This is a genomic window from Vagococcus xieshaowenii (assembly GCF_004792515.1).
Lineage (GTDB): Bacteria > Bacillota > Bacilli > Lactobacillales > Vagococcaceae > Vagococcus_A > Vagococcus_A xieshaowenii.
This window is the reverse complement of the sequence record NZ_CP038865.1, coordinates 482,071-501,594: the sequence shown is the minus strand read 5'-3', so window position 1 is coordinate 501,594 and position 19,524 is coordinate 482,071. Positions and strand designations below refer to the sequence as shown.

Genomic DNA, 19,524 nt, shown 5'->3' with positions numbered 1-19,524 from the left:
AAAGTGGTCATCCTTTGTGCTGTACTAGGAAATTTTCAGCCATGATTTCCCTCTCTATCAGTATGCTCGCAAATTCAGGTGTCTTTTCTGATAAATTTATTTTAATAGTTAAACTATATCATAACCAATTGAATAAAACAAACATTATATGTGTGTTTATGTAAATATTTTCAATAAGTATATTTAGTCATTTATTATTTATTCTTTTTTTTATACATATAAATTGGTGTTCCTAATAAGGTAATAATAATCCCAGTAATCGCCAAGCTAAATTGATTGATTAAAGTCATGACTAAAATAAATACCCCACCTAATATAGCGATGATTGGTAAGATTGGATATAACGGTACCTTGTATGGTCTTTCTAAATCTGGCTCTACTTTTCTCAATTTGATAACTGCAATAAATACTAACGTATAGAAAATCCAAATAACAAAAACTAGCATATCTGTTAACATATCAAAACTACCTGATAACATTAATAAGACAGCAATAACTAATTCTAAAACACCTGCAATATAAGGAATTTTATTTTTGTTTAATTTTACTAATTTTTCTGAAAAAGGAAGATCATTGTTTAATCCCATAACATATGGTAAACGCATTCCTGTCATTGTATAACCATTAATGGTTCCATAAACAGAAACTAAAATACCAATTGTCACTAATTTACCACCCATATCACCAAATAATTTATTAGAAACGTCCATTGCTGCTGTTTCATTACCAGCCAATTGGTCCATTGGTAGTTGGCCTAAGAATGCCCAGTTAACTAATAAATAAACAATCATTACACCTACAATACCAACTGCAATAGATTTAGGTAAATCTTTTGATGGATTTTTTAATTCTCCTGCTAAGTTTCCTACATGAATCCAACCATCATAAGCAAACATAGTTGCTAATAGACCTGCTCCTAACGCTGGGAAAAAGCCGCCTGAAATATTTTTTCCTGCCTCAATTGGAATTAAGCTAACATCTACATCTCCTTGACGTAATAAACCAAAAATAACAATTAAAGCTAATGGAATTAACTTACATACTAACGAAATTGATTGAATTCGTCCGCCTGCTTTTGAACCTAAGAAATTTAATAGCATTATAGAAACTGCTGAAATAATACCAATCGGTAAAACTAATTTACTATCTAGAGCAAATAAATTAACAAATTGTGTTCCAAAAATAATTGCCAACGCTGCAACATTTGCTGGGAAATAAATAATAACCTGTGCCCAACCTAACAAGAAAGCTGCAAATTTTCCATAAGCACGTTCAATATACTTAATCATTCCACCAGTCTCAGGAATAGCTGCGGCTAATTCTGCGGCTGTTAATCCCGCACATACACTAATTAGTCCTCCTAAGAACCAACTAAACATATGTAAGCTTGAGTCTCCTGTTACAGCAGCAACACTAGCTGCTTTAAAGAATACCCCAGCTCCAATTACGGTTCCCATTACCGTAGATAAAGCCGGGAAAAACGTCATTGTACGTTCAAGTTGTTCATTGTTTTGTACTTCTTGTGACATATTTATATTCGCCTCCATTATTAATAAAAAGCGATTGAGCTAAATAACCCTAACTCAAAAGTTTTTAACTAAAAGAGTTATCATAAAATTGGGTAAACTCAATCGCTTAGTAATTAGTATTTTAAGATCTACTTAAAATAAATATTATAATTTTTCAGATAGTTTTTCAATCATATCACGAGTCATTGCATCTAAATCATATTTAGGTGCAAATCCCCATTCATTTTTAGCACACGTTGAGTCGATAGAATTTGGCCATGAGTTAGCAATACCTTGTCTTACAGGATCTACATCGTATGTCATAGTGAAATCTGGGAATACTTTTTGAATAGATTCTTTAATTTGTTCAGGTTCAAAGGCCATTGCTGAAATATTAAAGGCATTTCTATGTACTAGTTTTTCTGGATCAGCATTTAATAATTTAACGATAGCATCAATAGCATCTGGCATATACATCATATCCATGTATGTTCCTTCACCGATAAAGCTTGAGTAGCTACCTTTTTTAATTGCTTCATAATAAATATCCACAGCGTAGTCTGTTGTACCGCCACCAGGTAATGTTTTATATGAAATTAAGCCTGGGAAACGTACGCCACGAGTATCTACACCAAATTTAGTATGGTAATAATCACATAATAATTCTCCAGATACTTTCGTCACACCATACATAGTTGTAGGACGTTGAATCGTATCTTGAGGTGTATTATCTTTAGGTGTGTTTGGACCGAATGCACCAATAGAACTCGGCGTGAAGAATTTTAAGTTAAATTCTCTTGCTACTTCTAATGCATTAACTAATCCTCCCATATTTAATTCCCAACCTAATTGTGGTTTTGCTTCTGCTACAGCTGATAATAAAGCAGCTAGATGAATTAAGGTATCCACTTCATATTTGCTAGCTAATGTTTTCATTGCTTCATAATCCATAACATCTAATGTTTCAAAAATACCATTTTCTACAGTAGGATTTCCTTCAGGTTTACGAATATCTGTTGCAATAACATTTTCTACGCCTAAATCATTACGTAAACGTTCCACTAATTCCGATCCAATTTGGCCTAAGCAGCCTGTTACTAATACTTTCTTCATAAAATAATCCCTCTATTCCTTTTTATTTTATCTATTTTTATTTTTAGATGATACCTAGATTTTTACCAACTTTTTCATACACTTCAATAGCTTGATCAATCATTTCTTTCGTATGACCCGCATTTGGCATATTTCTAACTCTTCCTGTGCCAAGTGGAACAGTTGGGTAAACAATTGGTTTTGCATAAACACCATGAGCGATTAATTCTTGAGAGAATTTTTGTGCTAATGATTCATCACCAACGATAACTGGTGTAATTGGTGTTTCAGAAACCCCAATATCATAGCCAATTTCTTGTAATTTTTCTTTGAAGTAATTAGCATTTTCCCATAATTTATCCACGTAGTTCGGATTTTCTTGCATTAATTCAATTGATTTCAAAGCTGCTGCTGCTGCTCCTGGAGTCAATGATGTTGAGAATAAGAATGGACGTGCTTGTGATTTTAACCATGTAATAAGTTGTTCAGAACCGGCTACGTAACCACCTACAACACCAATTGCTTTAGATAATGTTCCCATTTGGAAGTCAATATGATCTTGCATATGGAAATGCTTCACTGTTCCAGCTCCGCCTCCCATAACACCAGAACCATGTGCATCATCAACATATGTAATTAAGTTATATTTTTCAGCAATTTTTACAATTTCTTCAATTTTAGCTACATCGCCATCCATAGAGAATACACCATCTGTAATATACATTACTTTGTTGTACTCGCCACTTTCAGTTACTTCTTTAGCTTTTGCTTCCAAATCTTCCATATCTTGATGCTTCACTCTAATAACTTTAGCACCAGATAAACGACAACCATCGATAATTGATGCATGGTTTAACTCATCTGAAAGGATAGCGTCACCTTTTTTCATGACAGCAGAGATTGCTCCCATATTACAGTTGAATCCTGATTGAAAGGCAATAGCAGCTTCAGTTCCTTTAAATTCAGCAATTTTTTTCTCAAGGCTACGGTGAATATCAAGTGTTCCGTTAATCGTTCTAACCGCTCCTGCACCAACCCCGTATTTGTGTGCTGCTTCAACTTCAGCTTCAATTAATTCTGGATGTGTAGCAAATCCAAGATAGTTATTTGAAGCGAAATTAATTAACTTTTTACCGTTTATTGTAATTTCTGGCCCATTTGCACCTTCGATCACATCAATTGTATTTAGTAAGCCTTTCTCACTAAGATCTTCAAGATTATTGGTTAAAAAATCATTTAAAACTTTATTACTCATTGTCTTCCTCCTTTAAATCTTTGTTTTATAAACGTAAGACTTGAACATCTTTATTATAAACCTTTTTGGTAACCGTTTTCAACACTATTAAAATAACAATTTGATTGATTTTAGATGAGTTTTTTCTCATAATATTAGAATCTAATCTTAATCCATACCTTTTCAACGAATTATCGACCTATATATAACAAGCTATCATTTTTACCACTTATTATATATAGACTGACTTTATAGACTAATTAAAAACAATTCCATATCACTAATATTTTCTCATTCAATATAAATCAAAACCTCCAGTGTGAACTGGAGGTTTGCTCTGCGGCTGAAAGCCTCTTTTACCGGCCTGGGCCTAAAAGGCCTACCGATTGGTCTCCCTTTTGCACCACACTTACTCACTGATTCTTAAAGAATCACTTTATTTTCTCTTATTTTTTTGTCCTGTAAACGGATCGTATTCTTCGAATAAGGTTAATTGATCCGCTACATAATCTTCCGTTATTTGATTTCTAATATATTCTTCTATCTGTTTTTTATTTCGACCTACCGTATCTACATAATATCCTCTACACCAAAATTTTCTATTCCCATAACGATATTTCAACTCGGCATGTCTATCGAATATCATTAAACTACTTTTTCCTTTTAAATATCCTATAAATTCCGAGACACTCGTTTTTGGTGGAATACTTACCAACATATGGATATGATCTTTACATGCGTTAGCTTCAATAATTTCTACACCTTTTCTGTCACATAATGCTCTTAATATTTCTCCGATACTTTTTTTATACTTCCCATATATGATTTGGCGTCGATATTTCGGTGCAAATACTATATGATACTTACATTTCCAGGTTCTATGTGATAAACTTTGATTGTCTTTTCTCATAAAAGACACCTCCTAAATGATTTGATGTTGTGGTCGGGAAACCAACTTTATCTTATCATTTTAGGAGTTTTTTTTGTTACCACGCTGGAAGCTCCCTGAACCACCCGCATAGCAGGTGGTTTTCAAAACATATAAAAAAAAAGGAGTTGTGACAAACGTTTGTCACAACTCCCTAATACCGAATAAACAAGATTAACACTTAAGATTTAAAATAATAAACTGGGGCACCAATAAGCGTCAAACCTAAACCAACCATTGCTAATGAGAACTGATTAATTAACATCATTGTAATAATAAATATCCCACCTAGTATCGAAATGATTGGTAAAAGTGGATATAAAGGCACACGATAAGGTCTTGGTAAATGAGGTTCTGTTTTACGCAATTTAATTACTGCCATAAATACTAACGTATAAAAAATCCAAATCACAAACACCAGCATGTCCGTTAGAAGATCAAAACCACCTGTAAACATCATAATCACAGCAATTCCTGTCATAAAAACCCCTGAAACATAAGGCACTTTATATTTATTTAATTTAATTAAATAATTAGAAAAAGGTAGCTCGTTATTCAATCCCATTGCATAAGGTAAACGCATACCTGTCATAATATAGCCATTAATCGCACCATAAACTGAAATCAAAATACCTATAGTGACTAACTTGCCACCCATTTCCCCAAATATCTTTTGTGCAACAATCATTGACGCATTTTCATTTCCAGCCAATTCAGAGATACTTAGATTTTTTAAAAACACAAAATTAACAAATAAATAAACAAACATGATGCCAATAATTCCTAGTGAAATAGTACGTGGCAAATCTTTTGATGGATTTTTTAATTCTCCAGCTAAATTTCCAACATGAATCCAGCCATCATAAGCATACATCGTCGCTAATAGACCTGCGCCTAACGCTGGGAAAAAGCCACCTACATGTTCTCCAGACTTAATCGGAAACAAACTCACTTCCACCGTTGTATGACGCAATAAACCAAAAACGACAATAATGGCAAGTGGAATTAGTTTTCCAATCAACGAAACAGACTGAAGAGAGCCTGCAACTTTTGATCCTAATAAATTTAAACATAATATAGATAAAACGGAAATAATTGCTACAGGAATTATTAATGTCTCGGATAAACCAAATAAGTTTTTTATTTGTGTTGAAAAAACGATAGATAATGCTGCGACACTTGCAGGAAAATAAATAATAACTTGTGCCCAACCTAATAAAAAGGAAGCAAATTTTCCATAAGATCGTTCAATATATTTTAACATACCGCCTGTTTCTGGGATTGCCGCTGCTAACTCTGCCGTGGTCAAGCCTGCACACACGCTAATTATACCTCCTAATACCCAGCTAACCATGTGCAAACTAGAATGGCCTGTTACAGCCGACACACTAGCTGCTTTGAAGAAAACCCCACCTCCGATAACGGTCCCCATTACCGTAGATAATGCTGGAAAAAACGTCATCGTTCTTTCTAATTCACGATGTTCCATCTTTTTTGATACTTGTTTCACTTCTGCTTCCAAATAATCGCCTCCAGAAAATTAGTTTTCTACCAATACCCCACTAATTTTTTATTTATCCTTTAGCTCGTAAATATTTCGGTTGATTTCTCACTTTCATTATTATACATAATAATGACTTATTGTGAACTGGCTTTTATGAAAAAAAATCATGTTTTTTCATATTATTTAATACTTTAAAAAAACAAATTGTATACGTTTACTAATTATATATTTTCAATTTCGCTAATACACCATCATTTATTCATGTTATAATACTTGTTAGTTATTTCACATTATTATGTGTTATAAATTATTTATGAAAGAAGGATTAAGATGAACGTGTTAGAATATCAACCATTAAACTTATATAGCAACTATGAATTATCTGCTAAAAACTACCCTAATACACCCATTATTTTTGATGCTGTCTTACGCTCATTTCCTGAATTAGGAACTGAAACAACTTATCAAGAAAGCTTAGATATCATTAAAAAACGTGCCTATCAATTAGCGAGTCTAGGCGTAAAAAAAGATGATAAAATAATCATCTTTAAAAGTCCTAAATTTGATACTTACTTACTAGCAGTTGCTGCTTCGTATCTTGGGGCAATTCCTGTGATGATTTCTTATCATTTTCCTAAAGAAACAATGGAAGTTTTTGTTGAGCGATTAGAAAATCCCTTTATTTTATTCGATGAAGAAACGAAAGCAGTCGTTGAATCAATCAGTAATAGTGCTTCAGATCGTAAAATTGCTGTCGACTACTTACTAGAACAACCTGCAACACCTGTTGAGCCATCATGTTTAGCCTTAGATCAAATCAGCTATATGACACATACTTCTGGTACAACAGGCATTCCTAAACTCATTTGTCATTCGGCTAATTCAATGGGATGGCGTACATTATGGCAACGCACGATTTTTACACGTATTCAAGAAAAACGTTTAGTTGCTTTCCATATTTCTCCTGTTCACTCACGTTTTAATATTGGCGTTTCTTCTTTAATGGCAATGGGATTTCCTATGATGCCAATTAGTAGTTCTGACAGCCAAATAGTCGCTGATATGGTTGAAAAACATCAACCGATTGCTATGGAGACACATCCTAACAACTTTGTTCAATGGACCTTTACTGCAAAAGAGCGACCTGAAGCTTTTGCTAGCTTAAAATATTTCCATTCAACCTTTGATGCTATCAATAACGGTACCATGAAAACATTCTTAACTGCGGCAAAAAATAATGATCCTATTTTCTTACAAGTATATGGACAAAGTGAATGCGGTCCAATGATTTTGAAAGCTCATACTTTAGAGACAATCGATTCAAACAATGCCAGAAATATGGGTGTTGGACTAGAAGGATTAACTCGAGCACGCATTACTGATCCAGAAGGTAATGAATTACCAGCTAATACCGATGGACATATTCATTTCTTATCTAAAGGTCGCGCATTAACTTACTACAAAGAAGACGACCGCTTCCAATCAACTGTTCATGGTGAATGGTGGGATAGTGGCGATTGGGGCATGATTGATGATGATGGTCAACTTTACTTAAAGGATCGTCAAGTGGATTTGATTAAAAATATCAATAGTAACTTAGCATTAGAAGACTTATTATTAGATAATTTGGATTTCTTAGCTGAGGTGGTCATTGTGAGAGATAAAGACAATTTACCACAACCAATTATTGCCTTAGGCCCTGATGAAGAAATGGACTGGGATTCATGGTGGAAACAAATTGAAGACCTTCCACACCTAAACCACCCGATTATCAAACCGTTTGATGAAATCCCTAGAACCGCTACTATGAAAGTCCAACGATTACAAATTGAAAAAGCATTTAAAAATCAATAAGACTACATATTAAAAATGAGCTGTGACAAATGTTTGTCACAGCTCATTTTTTCCGATTAAACGGTGTTTCAAAAGCAGAAGCTTTGGAATTAAATCAAAATATACCAAACAATTAAAGCAATAATTTTTTGGCATTTCTTCTCACTTCTTGATGCTAAACACTTTTGTACAACTTCTTTTAATACTATTTGTTTACATATTTAGCCGATTGTTCTCCTGCTTGACGACCAAATACAATAATATCGGCCACTGCATTCCCACCGATACGATTTTTTCCGTGAACACCACCAGTTACTTCCCCTGCAGCGAACAATCCTGGAATAGCTTTTCCATCTTTGTCTAACACTTGTGTGTTTGCATTAATTTTCAGTCCACCCATTGTGTGATGAATACCTGGCGCAATTTTAATAGCATAAAACTCACCAGTTGATAAATCGTGTTTCATTCCTGTTTCGCGACCAAATGCTTTATCTGTTTGATCTGCGACACTTTGATTCCACTCTTTAACAGTTTCTTCTAATGTTGATTTATTTAGGCCGATAGCTGAAGCTAATGCTGCTACAGATTTAGCTTTAGTTGTTAAGCCTGCTTCTTCGTAGAAGTTAATAGCTGTCACACGTTCTTTAACTCCCCCATCAAAAATAAGATACGCACTTGGCTGAGCCAATTCTAAAATAGCTGCCGATACATTATCACGTGTCTCCATTTCATTAACAAATCGTTTGCCTTCATCTGAAACTAAAATTGCGCCTTCTCCTCGAACAGCTTCTGTAATTAACATTGCCGTATCTTGTTCTACAGTCGGGTGAATTTGAATTTCGGCCATATCAACTACATCCGCACCATCAGCTTGTGCCATCTTAATACCGTCACCTGTACTACCTGGCTGATTAGTTGTAACAAATTTACCTAATGATTTATTATAACCGGTTAACATATCAAAATTAGCTCCGAACCCTCCAGTTGCTACTATAACAGCATCGGCTTTTATTTCTTTGTCTTCCTTTTCATTCAAGTTTACTTCAACGCCTGAAACTTTACCGTCTTTCATTGTAATTTCTTTTACATCTGAATAGGTATATAGTGGAATGGCACGTTCTTCAAGGTTTCTCAATAGTCCAGCAACTAAATATTGACCAACTGCTGAACCATCTGCTGGTCGATGTGTACGCTCAACACTCATTCCACCAGTTGTTGTTATATTGCTAAGTGTAATACCCATTGAATCTAACCAATCAATTGCAGATGCTGAATGATCTACTAAATAATGAACAAGCGTTTCATCATTTGTTTCTTTACCACCTTTCATTGTATCTTTAAAGAAGGTTTCGTTTTTATCTTCAATTCCTGCTTGTTTTTGGAATTTTGTCTCTGAAGCGTTCATACCTGCTGATGCCTTTAGTGTATTACCACCAGCTACTGGCATTTTTTCAAAAATAACCGGGTCTAATCCTTTTTCTTTTGCTTCAATTGCGGCAGACATACCACCACCACCTGCTCCAATAATTACGACGTCATATTTGTCCTTTAGTCCTTCGAAATTAGCTGTACCAGTTGCTGAAGCGCCTGACGTGACCTCTGTTGATTCTTTTGTTGTGCTACTTTCACTCGCTGTTTCTTTATCTTGTGATCCACATGCCCCCAACAATAATATGGTTGATAAAGATAATATTCCCAATAATGTTTTTTTCATTTTATTTCCCCTTTTTTATATCTTTTTTCTAACAAGTGAATAATATCACAATAACAATAATAAATGAACCTTTTTTCATCAAAAAAAACATAGCTGCATAGCTATGTTTCTCTTTTAACTCAACACTTTGTTTAATAACGTACATCTTCCTGTACTAGTTAATTGTTCCTCTTGATAAATATCGGCTTGCCAAACTTGTGTCTGTTTACCTATATGAATGGGCGTTGCTAGAATGCGTAATTCACCTTGTGTTACACTTTTCAAGTGATTCACTTGTAAATCAATACCTACTGCCACTACTTTTGGGGGATCCAAATGTTCAAGTGCCCCAATACTACACGCAGTTTCAATCAAAACACCATTCATACCACCATGCATGATACCAAATGGTTGTTTATGGTAATCACTGATGGGCATCACTAGCTCAACTTGTTTTTTATTTTTAGACACCACGCTAATATTTAAATACGATAGTAAATCCATCTCAAGCCCTCCACCACTCTATTATTTTGTAAAAAGTATAACATATTTAAAACAAATTTTAGCCATTTAAGCCTGTTTTTATGTATAATAGGTGTAATGAATTTGAGGAGGTCTCGTAAATGAGAAACTGGGTAACAATCAAAGAATATCAAGAAATTTTATTTGAACAAGAAGGTAAAGTAGCAAAAATTACAATTAATCGTCCTGAAGTACGTAATGCATTCACACCATTAACTGTCATGGAAATGATTGATGCATTTTCAATCGCTCGTGATGACATGTCTATCGGACTAATTATTTTAACAGGTGCTGGCGACTTAGCATTCTGTTCTGGTGGTGACCAAAAAGTTCGTGGTCACGGTGGTTATGTTGGTTCTGATAATATTCCTCGTCTAAATGTTTTAGACTTACAACGCTTAATTCGTGTTATTCCAAAACCCGTTATTGCGATGGTTAAAGGTTACTCAATCGGAGGCGGTAACGTTCTACAATTAGTTTGTGATTTAACGATTGCCGCGGACAACGCAATTTTTGGGCAAACAGGTCCTAAAGTAGGTAGCTTCGATGGTGGTTACGGTTCTGGTTACTTAGCTAGAGTAGTTGGTCATAAAAAAGCCAAAGAAGTATGGTTCATGTGTAAACAATACAGCGCACAAGAAGCATTAGATATGGGATGGGTTAACACCGTGGTTCCTCTTGAAGATGTGGAAGACGTGACAATGGAATGGGCCGAACAAATCTTAACGATGAGCCCATTAGCTCTACGTATGGTAAAAGCATCAATGAATGCTGATACTGACGGATTAGCTGGTATTCAACAATTAGCCGGTGATGCAACATTACTTTATTACACAATGGATGAAGCAAAAGAAGGACGCGACTCATTTAAAGAAAAACGTCAACCAGACTTTGATCAATTTCCAAAATTCCCATAGGAGTGAGTTAAATGTTACGTTTATTAAATGAAAAAATAAACGAAATGCCAAATAAACCTGCTCTCTACTGGAACAATCAAACCATTAGTTTTAAAGAAGTTGGTGAAGAAGTTACTAAATGGATGGACTATTTAGCAACTTCTCTTCCATCAACCGAACAAACCATCGGGCTAATGAGCCAAAATTCTGATGAAATGTATTACGTCATTTTAGCATTGTGGTCACTTGAAAAAGATATCTTGTTCCTGAACACTCATTTGAGTCAACATGAACTACTTTTTCAATTACAAGATGCTAAAGTGGCGTTCGTTGTGTCTGAGAACAAATTTCATCATAAATTAGACGCTATCAGCCATATTGTTCCCCTAGACGGCACCTTACGAACATCTCGTATGAAAATTACACCCTTGGTAGATGAACGCCAGTTGACCTCTATCATGTATACATCTGGCACAACCGGTCGTCCAAAAGGCGTCGTCCAACGTTTCACCAATCATCAAGCAAGCGTCAAAGCTGCCCAAATCAATATGGGATTAACAGCCGATGATTGCTGGGCATGTGCCGTTCCGCTTTTTCATATTAGTGGACTATCTATTATATTGCGTCAACTCATAACAGGTTGTAGCATTAGCCTCTACCCTAAATTTGATGCTGACCAACTGACAGCCGATATTATCTCTAAGCGTGTGACAATTGCTTCTGTCGTAACCTATATGTTAGAAAAAATGATTGAAAAATTCCCAACTGAAACGAATTATCCGACCACCTTCAAAACTTATTTATTAGGGGGTGGCCCCATTGCTAAAGATACCTTGATCATTTGTCGTGACTTAAAGATTCCTGTCATTCAATCTTACGGTATGACAGAAACTTGCTCACAAGTTGTTGCCCTTTCAGCAAACGATGCGTTGACAAAAATTGGAGCAAGTGGCGTCCCTCTATATGGCATGTCTTTACGAATTGTCGATGAACACAATCAGCTACTACCTGCTAGTCAAACTGGAGAAATCCAGCTCAAAGGCCCACAAGTTATTTCGCATTACTTAAATGAAACAGCTAGCCATTTAGCTAAATGGACGCACGATGGCTGGTTCAAAACGGGGGACTTGGGCTATCTTGATGAGGAAGGTTACTTATTTGTTATCAGTCGGTTAAGCGAATTAATTATATCGGGTGGTGAAAATATTTATCCTCCTGAAGTGGAAAGTATTTTAAAACAACACCCTGCTATAACTGAAGTTGCAGTAATTGGCGAAGTGGATATAAAATGGGGGCAAATCCCTGTCGCCTATGCTGTAGTCAATCAACCTATTACACTAGAAGCATTACAACTATTTACAACCAAACAATTAGCCAAATATAAAGTACCTAAAAAACTCTATTTATGTAAAAACTTACCTAAAACCGCCAGTGGCAAACTAGCCAAACATCGTTTATTAACCAATGAAAGAGAAGTGTTTATTCACCATGATGATACCAAGTGAACTTTTAACCACTACTAAACATGATTATTATAGTTGGATCATGCCACTTGACTGCACAGACACACCCTTTACTTTTTACCAAAAAGTTAGCAAGAAGAAACTAACGCCAAACATGTATTGGGAAACCCCTGACCAAGCAACACAATTTTGTGCTTGGGGCACTGAAATATTTATGAGTGAAGAACAAGCCAGTCTGACGGCGATAAAAGAATTTTCCGAGCGCTTGTCTATTTACCAAAGCACAACTGAGGGGTTATTGCCTGAAGCAACAGGCTGTCTTTTAGTCGGTGGTTCGGCGTTTGATCAAACAGATAATGAACCATCTGAAACGTGGGGCAACTTAGCGCAAGGCTATTTCTTCGTGCCTACCATTATTTTAACGAAAACACACGGCCAAACTTATTTAACGATTAACATCAAGCATGATGACCACCTAGATTTAGCAACAGCTTTTGAAAAACGTTTTTCTCAATTTGAAGCATTACAAAAGCACCCTATTCCTAGTTATCAAACGGATAGCACGTTAGAAACGGAGGAAGTGTCTACCCAAAATTGGATGTCATTAGTGAACGAAACAGTCGCTAAAATCAAAGCACAACCTGATTTAACAAAAGTAGTCTTAGCTCGTGAAACAGCTGTCAAACAAGCACAGGCATTTGAGCCGGGGAAAATAATTAAGCAATTAAAACAGCAACAAGCTTCGACTTACTTCTTCGGTCTAAGTTCGGGTGACTACACGTTTATTGGCGCTACACCTGAACGTCTATTAAAGGCAACCGAAAATGAATTAGTCACTGCCAGCATCGCGGGGTCAACACCACGTGGGGCAACAGAACTAGAAGATCAAAAATTAGGTAACGCCCTACTTCATGATCAAAAAAATCGCGAAGAACACTTAATTGTTGTGAAGCGAATAATTCAAGAGTTAGAGCAAATCACTCAAACTGAAATTCATGCTCAGGACCCCGTCTTACTAAAAAATCGTGACATTCAACATTTACATTTGCCAATTGTCGCTAAAAGAACCAACGCCATTCATTTCTTAGAAGTCGTCAACCAACTTCATCCAACACCTGCCTTAGGCGGTGAACCAAAAGCGTTAGCTTTAGAATGGCTCCGTCAAAAAGAACCGCTACAACGTGGTTTATATGGTGCCCCAATTGGTTGGTATCAGCTCACAACCGATCAAGGAGAATTTGCCGTGGGGATTCGTTCAGGTGTCTTTCATGGTGAAACAGGCCGGTTATTTGCAGGTTGTGGGATTGTCGCAGACTCGCAAGCTGAGTTAGAACGCATTGAAACAAAAGTAAAATTTAGACCTATGTTAAGAGGAATTGGAGGACAGCTAGATGACATATCAAAGTGACATGACAAATTATTTGCAATCATTTATTGAAGGATTAGTGGTAGGTAACGTTAACTATGCAGTAATTAGCCCTGGTTCACGTTCCACTCCCCTAGCTTTACTACTCCATCGTGAAGCAGACATCAAAACATTCGTAGAAGTCGATGAACGTTCGGCAGCTTTCTTTGCTTTAGGATTAGCCAAAGCAACCTTAAAACCCGTTGTCCTTGTTTGTACGTCCGGAACAGCCGCTGCGAACTACTTTCCCGCTATATGTGAAGCGCAAGCTAGTGGTATCCCCTTAATTGTGTTAACGACGGATCGCCCACATGAATTACGCCAAGTTGCAGCGTCACAAACGATGGATCAATTGAATTTATTTAATCAACAAGTGAAATTTTTTGCCGAAATGGCCTTACCGGAAGCGAGCGAATCAATGCGTCAATATGCTTTTTGGCAAGGACGTCGCATGCCTGAAATTGCGACCCAAACACCAAGTGGCCCGGTTCATTTGAATTTTCCATTACGCGAACCTTTGTTACCTGATTTATCACAAAAAAAACATCATCATCCGCACTATATAAGTCACTTAAAAGGACAAATGAAACTTGACGATAACGACTTAGAATACTTAGCCGATATGCTCGATCAGCAAACCGGCGTCTTTGTTTTAGGAGGCGGCTTAACCGTTGAAGAAACTGCGCTATGGGTAAAATTAGCCATCAAACTAAACTGGCCAATAATGGGTGACCCGTTGTCTAACCTGGATAATTGTGGCGTTCAATCTGATTTGATTATGTCACAAGCCGATTTATTCATTAATGAATTAAATGATGATGAACCCACCTCTGTTTTCCGTGTTGGACGTTTACCAGTTTCTAAAAACATTATGTTGTGGTTAAAAAGGTTATCACTTGAAGAAACGATTGTGATTGAAGTTGATGAAAAAGGTTACTGGGAAGATTCATTGCGCCAAGGTCGCTTAATGATTACAAGTAACTCACGCACATTGGTGGAGCAATTAATTACCAACCCTTATCCATCAGAAGCAGCAATGGATTTTTGGACTGATAGTTGGATTAATGCTCAAAAGCAAGCGCAAAAAATCGTCAAAGAACACCTTCAATCCAAAGACTTATCTGAAATAACAGCTAGTCGTCTCGTTCATGAAGCGATGACGAAAGATGGCAACTTGTTCTTATCAAATAGTATGGCGATTCGTCATGTCGAGCGTTTTAGCCAACCTGCTAAAAAAGCCTTCAATGTTTATGGTAACCGTGGTGTCAACGGTATTGACGGCATAATTTCAACCGCACTCGGCATTTGCGCAGCTCATCCTGATAAACAAAATGTCTTGTTAATTGGTGATTTAGCCACTTACCACGATATGAACGGATTACAGCTCGCAAAAGCATACAACTTGCCATTAACGATTGTGCTTTTAAATAATAACGGCGGTGGTATCTTCTCATATTTATCACAAAATCAATTAGAAGCAAGTGACTTTGAGCCATTATTTGGCACACCGCTTGAAATGGACTTTCGTTTAGTCGCGCAACTCTATGGAGCTGATTACTATTTAGCTGATTCATACAACGAATTAAAAAAACGTTTAATAAGTACTCAACACACGCCACGTTTCCAAATTATAGAAGTCCAAGATGACCGCGAACGCAATGTGCAACTACTTGAAGAGATTACTCAAGCAATTAAAGGAAGTCTCTAATATGAAACAATTAATAAACGGGGTAGCCTATCATTACGAATGGCTAGCCCCTTTCGTTCAAACACAACCGACACTCGTCTGTCTCCACGGCTTTACAGGAACGGGTGAAACGTTCCGCTTTTTAGCTGATGACAAAAAAGACACCGAACTTCTCCAAGTGGCTCCCAGTTATAATTATTTACTGGTTGATATTATTGGCCATGGACAATCAAGTGTTTACGTTCATCCATATCACTATCAATTCAAACAAGTGTTACATGATTTAGAGCAATTACTCGATAGATTAGCCTTGCAACGAGTAAGTTTACTCGGTTATTCCATGGGCGCTCGTTTAGCACTCGGCTTAACGATTCAAATTCCTAGTCGAATCGAGCACTTAATTTTAGAAAGTGGTTCGCCTGGTTTAAGAACTGAGGAAGAACGCAAGGTGCGCCAAATGAGCGACCAACGTTTAGCTGGACGCTTAATGAATCAACCTTTAGCTGATTTTGTTGACTTTTGGCAAGACATTCCATTGTTTAATACTCAAAAGCAACTATCGCTTGATGTACAACAAGCCGTACGTAGCGAACGATTAAGTCAGCAAAATTTTGGCTTAGCTTGTAGCTTGCAGTATATGGGGACTGGACGTCAGCCTTCATACTGGGAGGCCTTATCAAATTTATATGAACCAAACATTCATGTTATTGTCGGAGCGTTAGACAGCAAGTTTGGGAAGATGGCTAATGAGATGAAACATATCCAACCACAACTACAAGTTACAACAGTTGCTGATACTGGACATTGTGTTCACCTTGAACGTCCAAAAGTATTCAAAAAAATCATCCGCCAATTACTTCAGGAGGGGCCTCATGAAAATTAAACAAATTGATTGGTATCAACTCGCGCTTCCTCTAAAATCTCCTTTCAAAACAAGTTACGGGGAGATAAAAGAAAAAGCCTTTGATTTGGTAGTTTTAACCGATGAACTTGGCACACAAGGCTACGGAGAATTAGTCACCCTTGCCACGCCTGAGTATACTTACGAATCCCTTGTCAGTTCAAGACTAGTCGCCCAACAGTTTTTAGTTCCCTTGTTAAAAAAGACCTCGCTTGATCATCCAAGTGACGTAGCTGAACTATTTAAATCAATCAAAGGAAATGAAATGGCTAAATCTTCTTTAGAAACAGCCGTTTGGGATTTATATGCGCGACGAACCAATCAAAACCTAGGGGAATCTTTCATGATTGAACCGGTGCACGATGATGTGGCAGTCGGCGTGAGCATCGGCATTATCGAAGATATGGCTCAGCTCGTTCATACAGTCGAGGGGTTTGTCACAGAAGGCTATACAAGAGTTAAACTTAAAATCAAACCAGGCTACGATATTAAAATGGTTAAAACCGTTCGTGAACATTTTCCTGATTTGAAATTAATGGTCGATGCTAACTCTGCTTATTCATTAGTAGATTGTGAGCTATTAAAACAACTTGATCAGTATCAATTGGAGATGGTTGAACAACCCTTTGCGGATAATGATTTTCTCGATCATGCTTACTTACAGCAACAATTAACGACCAGTATCTGTTTAGATGAAAACATTAAAAGCCTAAAAGATGTTGAATTGGCCCATCATTTGCACAGTTGTCGCGCCATAAATTTGAAAATCCCGCGAGTTGGTGGACTGACCGAAGCATTAAAAATCTTAGACTATTGTCGTAAGCACCACTTGCTCGTCTGGCTAGGTGGCATGTATGAATCAGGAGTTGGGCGGGCATTAAATCTACAATTTGCCGCGCAAACAAGTTTAATCTTTCCAGGTGACTTATCTGCTACTGATCGTTATTTTTATGAAGATATTATCGAACAACCTTTCGAAATAGACGATGGAAAATTATTACGACCAACCGCACCGGGTATTGGCATAGAATTAAACCATGATGTTATCACGCGTCATCTCATTCATCATCAACGCTTATAAACAAAAAAAACCGTTCAATCCTCAGGGAGAATTGAACGGTTTTATTATTAATTTAATTTTAAGTTTTAAAATTAAGCTTTAACGATGTTCACTGCTTGTGGTCCGCGATCTGATGATTCAACATCAAATGTTACTGCTTGACCTTCTTCAAGAGATTTGAATCCTTCTCCTTGAATAGCTGAGAAATGAGCGAAAACGTCTTGACCATTGCTTTGAGTAATGAAGCCAAAACCTTTTTCAGCGTTAAACCATTTAACTGTACCAGTTTCCATAATGAAATTACCTCCTATAAATTATTGTAAAAATCTAAAAAATTCATTAAGAGATAACATCAAAAATATTGGCTCTATGACTTTTAAAAAATATTACTCTCTTATAATAGCATATTAATTATCATATAGCTAGCTTTTATTGATTAATTCTAAAAATTCTTTTAAAACCGCCTCTTGATCCTGATGATCAATACGTTCCCACAAGGTTAATAACTCTTTTGTTTCAGTCTTTAGCACGGTGTTTTTCTTTGTTGAAACATTGGTAGGAGCTACTTCTTTTTTTTCAGGTTTTATTTCTTTTTTCGTCACTTCTTTCCCTCTGATTGCACGTAATAAACCATTGCGGTAGACTTTAGGAATACCCAAAAAGAAATTTTGATTGAAATGATATTTTTTGAATTTGGCATACATCATCCAATATAAATCAATATCCATCACGAGACGTTGATTATGTTTAAGGTAAGACTTAAATAAAACAATGCCTGTTTCATCACCTGCCTGTTCAATTTGTTTCAACACATCCAATAACTCTTTAAAATCTTCTGAAACCAATGCCACACGCTTACCTTTTTTAGTAGAATCATCCACAGGTTGAAACGTAAATTTACGATTAAAAAAATAATCTGGCTTAAAATAGCTTTGCTTCATGTCTCCTGTTAAATCTTCATAATATGCTTCAAATATCGCTTGATTTGCTACAAAATTACGCTCATCTGAATCAAACACTTGTTTATTTACCTTAGCAATTTCATCTAGTAACGCTCGATAATCGGCAATAAAAATTGGCATATTAATATCACGAAATTCTAAGACACGCTGTGCTAAACGTTGGTTAAAATGGACGGGACGTTTCAATGTATTATTACGGTATAATGCAAATGCATACTTTTTCCACAAATCTTCAGGAAATTGGTACCCTCTATCTTTTAACCATAATAATTCATCTAAAGCGATATCAATATGGTTAACTCCTGTTTTAATTTCATTGGCAACGACTTGAGAGATTCCTAAATGATCAGCAAAATGAGAAATCCCTAGTTTAATTCGGCGCTTACTTTTAATTGACTTTAACACAAATTGATATTTTAGCGCTTTACCGCAGTCACAAAATAAATGATAGCTTTTTTCCTTACGATCATATGACCAATCCGTATTAACCGTTTCAAAGGTCCAATCAGAATCTTGTAAATAATTATTTTTCAAAAACAATGAACGAATTTTAAATTTACGATGCTTATTAAGTAACGCTTGTTGGTCGTCAGTTAACGTTTGATAAATCTCTGTCCGCTTACTAACCGATAATGCAGTGGTACTTTGCATCGGATAATAACTCAATTGATAAGTTGTTGGATACCAGTTGGCATACATTTCTAAATAATTATCCATTTTTACTTTTCTCCTTCTATACTAACCTCCCTATTATAACGAAATCCAATCGATTTTGCTTGAACAAAACATTAGGATTTTTTTAAGAAAGATGCGATTTTTTTGTATAATAAAAAAGT

The 19,524-nt window shown here is 36.2% G+C and carries 16 protein-coding genes; 7 read left to right on the top strand and 9 right to left on the bottom strand.

Translation table 11 applies throughout. The features are described 5' to 3' along the window. Positions 1-194: 194 nt before the first annotated feature. The 5 genes from E4Z98_RS02395 to E4Z98_RS02375 form a co-directional block, all read right to left on the bottom strand. Positions 195-1,547 (bottom strand): APC family permease, encoded by a 1,353-nt coding sequence (locus E4Z98_RS02395; protein ID WP_135254261.1) that lies wholly within the window; start codon positions 1,545-1,547, stop codon positions 195-197. A 126-nt stretch (positions 1,548-1,673) separates the two neighbouring features. After that, positions 1,674-2,621 (bottom strand): L-threonine 3-dehydrogenase, encoded by a 948-nt coding sequence (locus E4Z98_RS02390; RefSeq protein ID WP_135254260.1) that lies wholly within the window; start codon positions 2,619-2,621, stop codon positions 1,674-1,676. A 43-nt stretch (positions 2,622-2,664) separates the two neighbouring features. Beyond that, the gene (locus E4Z98_RS02385) at positions 2,665-3,855 is read right to left on the bottom strand and encodes a glycine C-acetyltransferase (protein ID WP_135254259.1); all 1,191 of its coding nucleotides are present in this window, start codon (positions 3,853-3,855) and stop codon (positions 2,665-2,667) included. A 415-nt stretch (positions 3,856-4,270) separates the two neighbouring features. Then, positions 4,271-4,744, bottom strand: a complete 474-nt coding sequence (gene tnpA, locus E4Z98_RS02380; RefSeq protein ID WP_135961157.1) for an IS200/IS605 family transposase — start codon at positions 4,742-4,744, stop codon at positions 4,271-4,273. Positions 4,745-4,943: 199 nt separating this feature from the next. Next, positions 4,944-6,251 (bottom strand): APC family permease, encoded by a 1,308-nt coding sequence (locus tag E4Z98_RS02375; protein ID WP_135253967.1) that lies wholly within the window; start codon positions 6,249-6,251, stop codon positions 4,944-4,946. A 345-nt stretch (positions 6,252-6,596) separates the two neighbouring features. Between E4Z98_RS02375 and E4Z98_RS02370 the strand changes: the two genes are divergently transcribed. Continuing rightward, a complete protein-coding gene (locus E4Z98_RS02370; RefSeq protein ID WP_135253965.1) occupies positions 6,597-8,120 on the top strand; it encodes a class I adenylate-forming enzyme family protein in 1,524 nt (507 codons plus the stop codon). A gap of 184 nt (positions 8,121-8,304) precedes the next feature. On the opposite strand, the gene E4Z98_RS02365 is transcribed toward E4Z98_RS02370, so the two are convergent. Both E4Z98_RS02365 and E4Z98_RS02360 read right to left on the bottom strand, forming a co-directional pair. Next, positions 8,305-9,813, bottom strand: coding sequence for a flavocytochrome c (locus E4Z98_RS02365; RefSeq protein ID WP_135253964.1), 1,509 nt, complete (start codon positions 9,811-9,813; stop codon positions 8,305-8,307). 114 nt (positions 9,814-9,927) lie between these two features. Then, the gene (locus E4Z98_RS02360) at positions 9,928-10,296 is read right to left on the bottom strand and encodes a PaaI family thioesterase (protein WP_135253962.1); all 369 of its coding nucleotides are present in this window, start codon (positions 10,294-10,296) and stop codon (positions 9,928-9,930) included. A gap of 119 nt (positions 10,297-10,415) precedes the next feature. Between E4Z98_RS02360 and menB the strand changes: the two genes are divergently transcribed. From menB to menC, 6 genes are read left to right on the top strand one after another with little or no spacing between them, the layout of a single operon-like run. Then, positions 10,416-11,231: a 1,4-dihydroxy-2-naphthoyl-CoA synthase gene (gene menB, locus E4Z98_RS02355; protein WP_135253960.1), complete on the top strand. Its 816-nt coding sequence runs from the start codon at positions 10,416-10,418 to the stop codon at positions 11,229-11,231. 11 nt (positions 11,232-11,242) lie between these two features. Then, the gene (locus E4Z98_RS02350) at positions 11,243-12,715 is read left to right on the top strand and encodes an o-succinylbenzoate--CoA ligase (protein WP_135253958.1); all 1,473 of its coding nucleotides are present in this window, start codon (positions 11,243-11,245) and stop codon (positions 12,713-12,715) included. Beyond that, positions 12,699-14,081: an isochorismate synthase gene (locus tag E4Z98_RS02345; protein ID WP_167790887.1), complete on the top strand. Its 1,383-nt coding sequence runs from the start codon at positions 12,699-12,701 to the stop codon at positions 14,079-14,081. The genes E4Z98_RS02350 and E4Z98_RS02345 overlap by 17 nt, the downstream gene beginning before the upstream one ends. Continuing rightward, complete coding sequence (gene menD, locus E4Z98_RS02340) at positions 14,065-15,786, top strand: 2-succinyl-5-enolpyruvyl-6-hydroxy-3-cyclohexene-1-carboxylic-acid synthase (protein ID WP_135253955.1); 1,722 nt, start codon at positions 14,065-14,067, stop codon at positions 15,784-15,786. The genes E4Z98_RS02345 and menD overlap by 17 nt, the downstream gene beginning before the upstream one ends. 1 nt (position 15,787) lies before the next feature. Further along, positions 15,788-16,648, top strand: a complete 861-nt coding sequence (menH, locus tag E4Z98_RS02335; RefSeq protein WP_135253953.1) for a 2-succinyl-6-hydroxy-2,4-cyclohexadiene-1-carboxylate synthase — start codon at positions 15,788-15,790, stop codon at positions 16,646-16,648. Next, on the top strand, positions 16,638-17,747 hold the full coding sequence (gene menC, locus E4Z98_RS02330; RefSeq protein ID WP_135253951.1) for an o-succinylbenzoate synthase: 1,110 nt from the start codon (positions 16,638-16,640) through the stop codon (positions 17,745-17,747). Before menH ends, menC begins: the two co-directional genes overlap by 11 nt. Positions 17,748-17,818: 71 nt before the next feature. Here menC and E4Z98_RS02325 read toward each other — a convergent pair whose 3' ends face one another. Next, positions 17,819-18,019 (bottom strand): cold-shock protein, encoded by a 201-nt coding sequence (locus E4Z98_RS02325; protein ID WP_135253950.1) that lies wholly within the window; start codon positions 18,017-18,019, stop codon positions 17,819-17,821. A gap of 129 nt (positions 18,020-18,148) precedes the next feature. Beyond that, positions 18,149-19,405 (bottom strand): hypothetical protein, encoded by a 1,257-nt coding sequence (locus E4Z98_RS02320; RefSeq protein WP_135253948.1) that lies wholly within the window; start codon positions 19,403-19,405, stop codon positions 18,149-18,151. Between the last annotated feature and the right edge of the window lie 119 nt (positions 19,406-19,524).

What these genes read in the sequence shown, in the direction of transcription:
- menB (WP_135253960.1), top strand. Translation starts at nt 10,416, where the DNA reads ATGAGAAACTGGGTAACAATCAAAGAATATCAAGAAATTTTATTTGAA.
- E4Z98_RS02385 (WP_135254259.1), bottom strand. Translation starts at nt 3,855, where the DNA reads ATGAGTAATAAAGTTTTAAATGATTTTTTAACCAATAATCTTGAAGAT.
- E4Z98_RS02320 (WP_135253948.1), bottom strand. Translation starts at nt 19,405, where the DNA reads ATGGATAATTATTTAGAAATGTATGCCAACTGGTATCCAACAACTTAT.
- menD (WP_135253955.1), top strand. Translation starts at nt 14,065, where the DNA reads ATGACATATCAAAGTGACATGACAAATTATTTGCAATCATTTATTGAA.
- E4Z98_RS02395 (WP_135254261.1), bottom strand. Translation starts at nt 1,547, where the DNA reads ATGGAGGCGAATATAAATATGTCACAAGAAGTACAAAACAATGAACAA.
- E4Z98_RS02325 (WP_135253950.1), bottom strand. Translation starts at nt 18,019, where the DNA reads ATGGAAACTGGTACAGTTAAATGGTTTAACGCTGAAAAAGGTTTTGGC.
- E4Z98_RS02370 (WP_135253965.1), top strand. Translation starts at nt 6,597, where the DNA reads ATGAACGTGTTAGAATATCAACCATTAAACTTATATAGCAACTATGAA.
- E4Z98_RS02360 (WP_135253962.1), bottom strand. Translation starts at nt 10,296, where the DNA reads ATGGATTTACTATCGTATTTAAATATTAGCGTGGTGTCTAAAAATAAA.
- E4Z98_RS02365 (WP_135253964.1), bottom strand. Translation starts at nt 9,813, where the DNA reads ATGAAAAAAACATTATTGGGAATATTATCTTTATCAACCATATTATTG.
- menC (WP_135253951.1), top strand. Translation starts at nt 16,638, where the DNA reads ATGAAAATTAAACAAATTGATTGGTATCAACTCGCGCTTCCTCTAAAA.
- E4Z98_RS02345 (WP_167790887.1), top strand. Translation starts at nt 12,699, where the DNA reads ATGATGATACCAAGTGAACTTTTAACCACTACTAAACATGATTATTAT.
- tnpA (WP_135961157.1), bottom strand. Translation starts at nt 4,744, where the DNA reads ATGAGAAAAGACAATCAAAGTTTATCACATAGAACCTGGAAATGTAAG.
- menH (WP_135253953.1), top strand. Translation starts at nt 15,788, where the DNA reads ATGAAACAATTAATAAACGGGGTAGCCTATCATTACGAATGGCTAGCC.
- E4Z98_RS02350 (WP_135253958.1), top strand. Translation starts at nt 11,243, where the DNA reads ATGTTACGTTTATTAAATGAAAAAATAAACGAAATGCCAAATAAACCT.
- E4Z98_RS02390 (WP_135254260.1), bottom strand. Translation starts at nt 2,621, where the DNA reads ATGAAGAAAGTATTAGTAACAGGCTGCTTAGGCCAAATTGGATCGGAA.
- E4Z98_RS02375 (WP_135253967.1), bottom strand. Translation starts at nt 6,251, where the DNA reads ATGGAACATCGTGAATTAGAAAGAACGATGACGTTTTTTCCAGCATTA.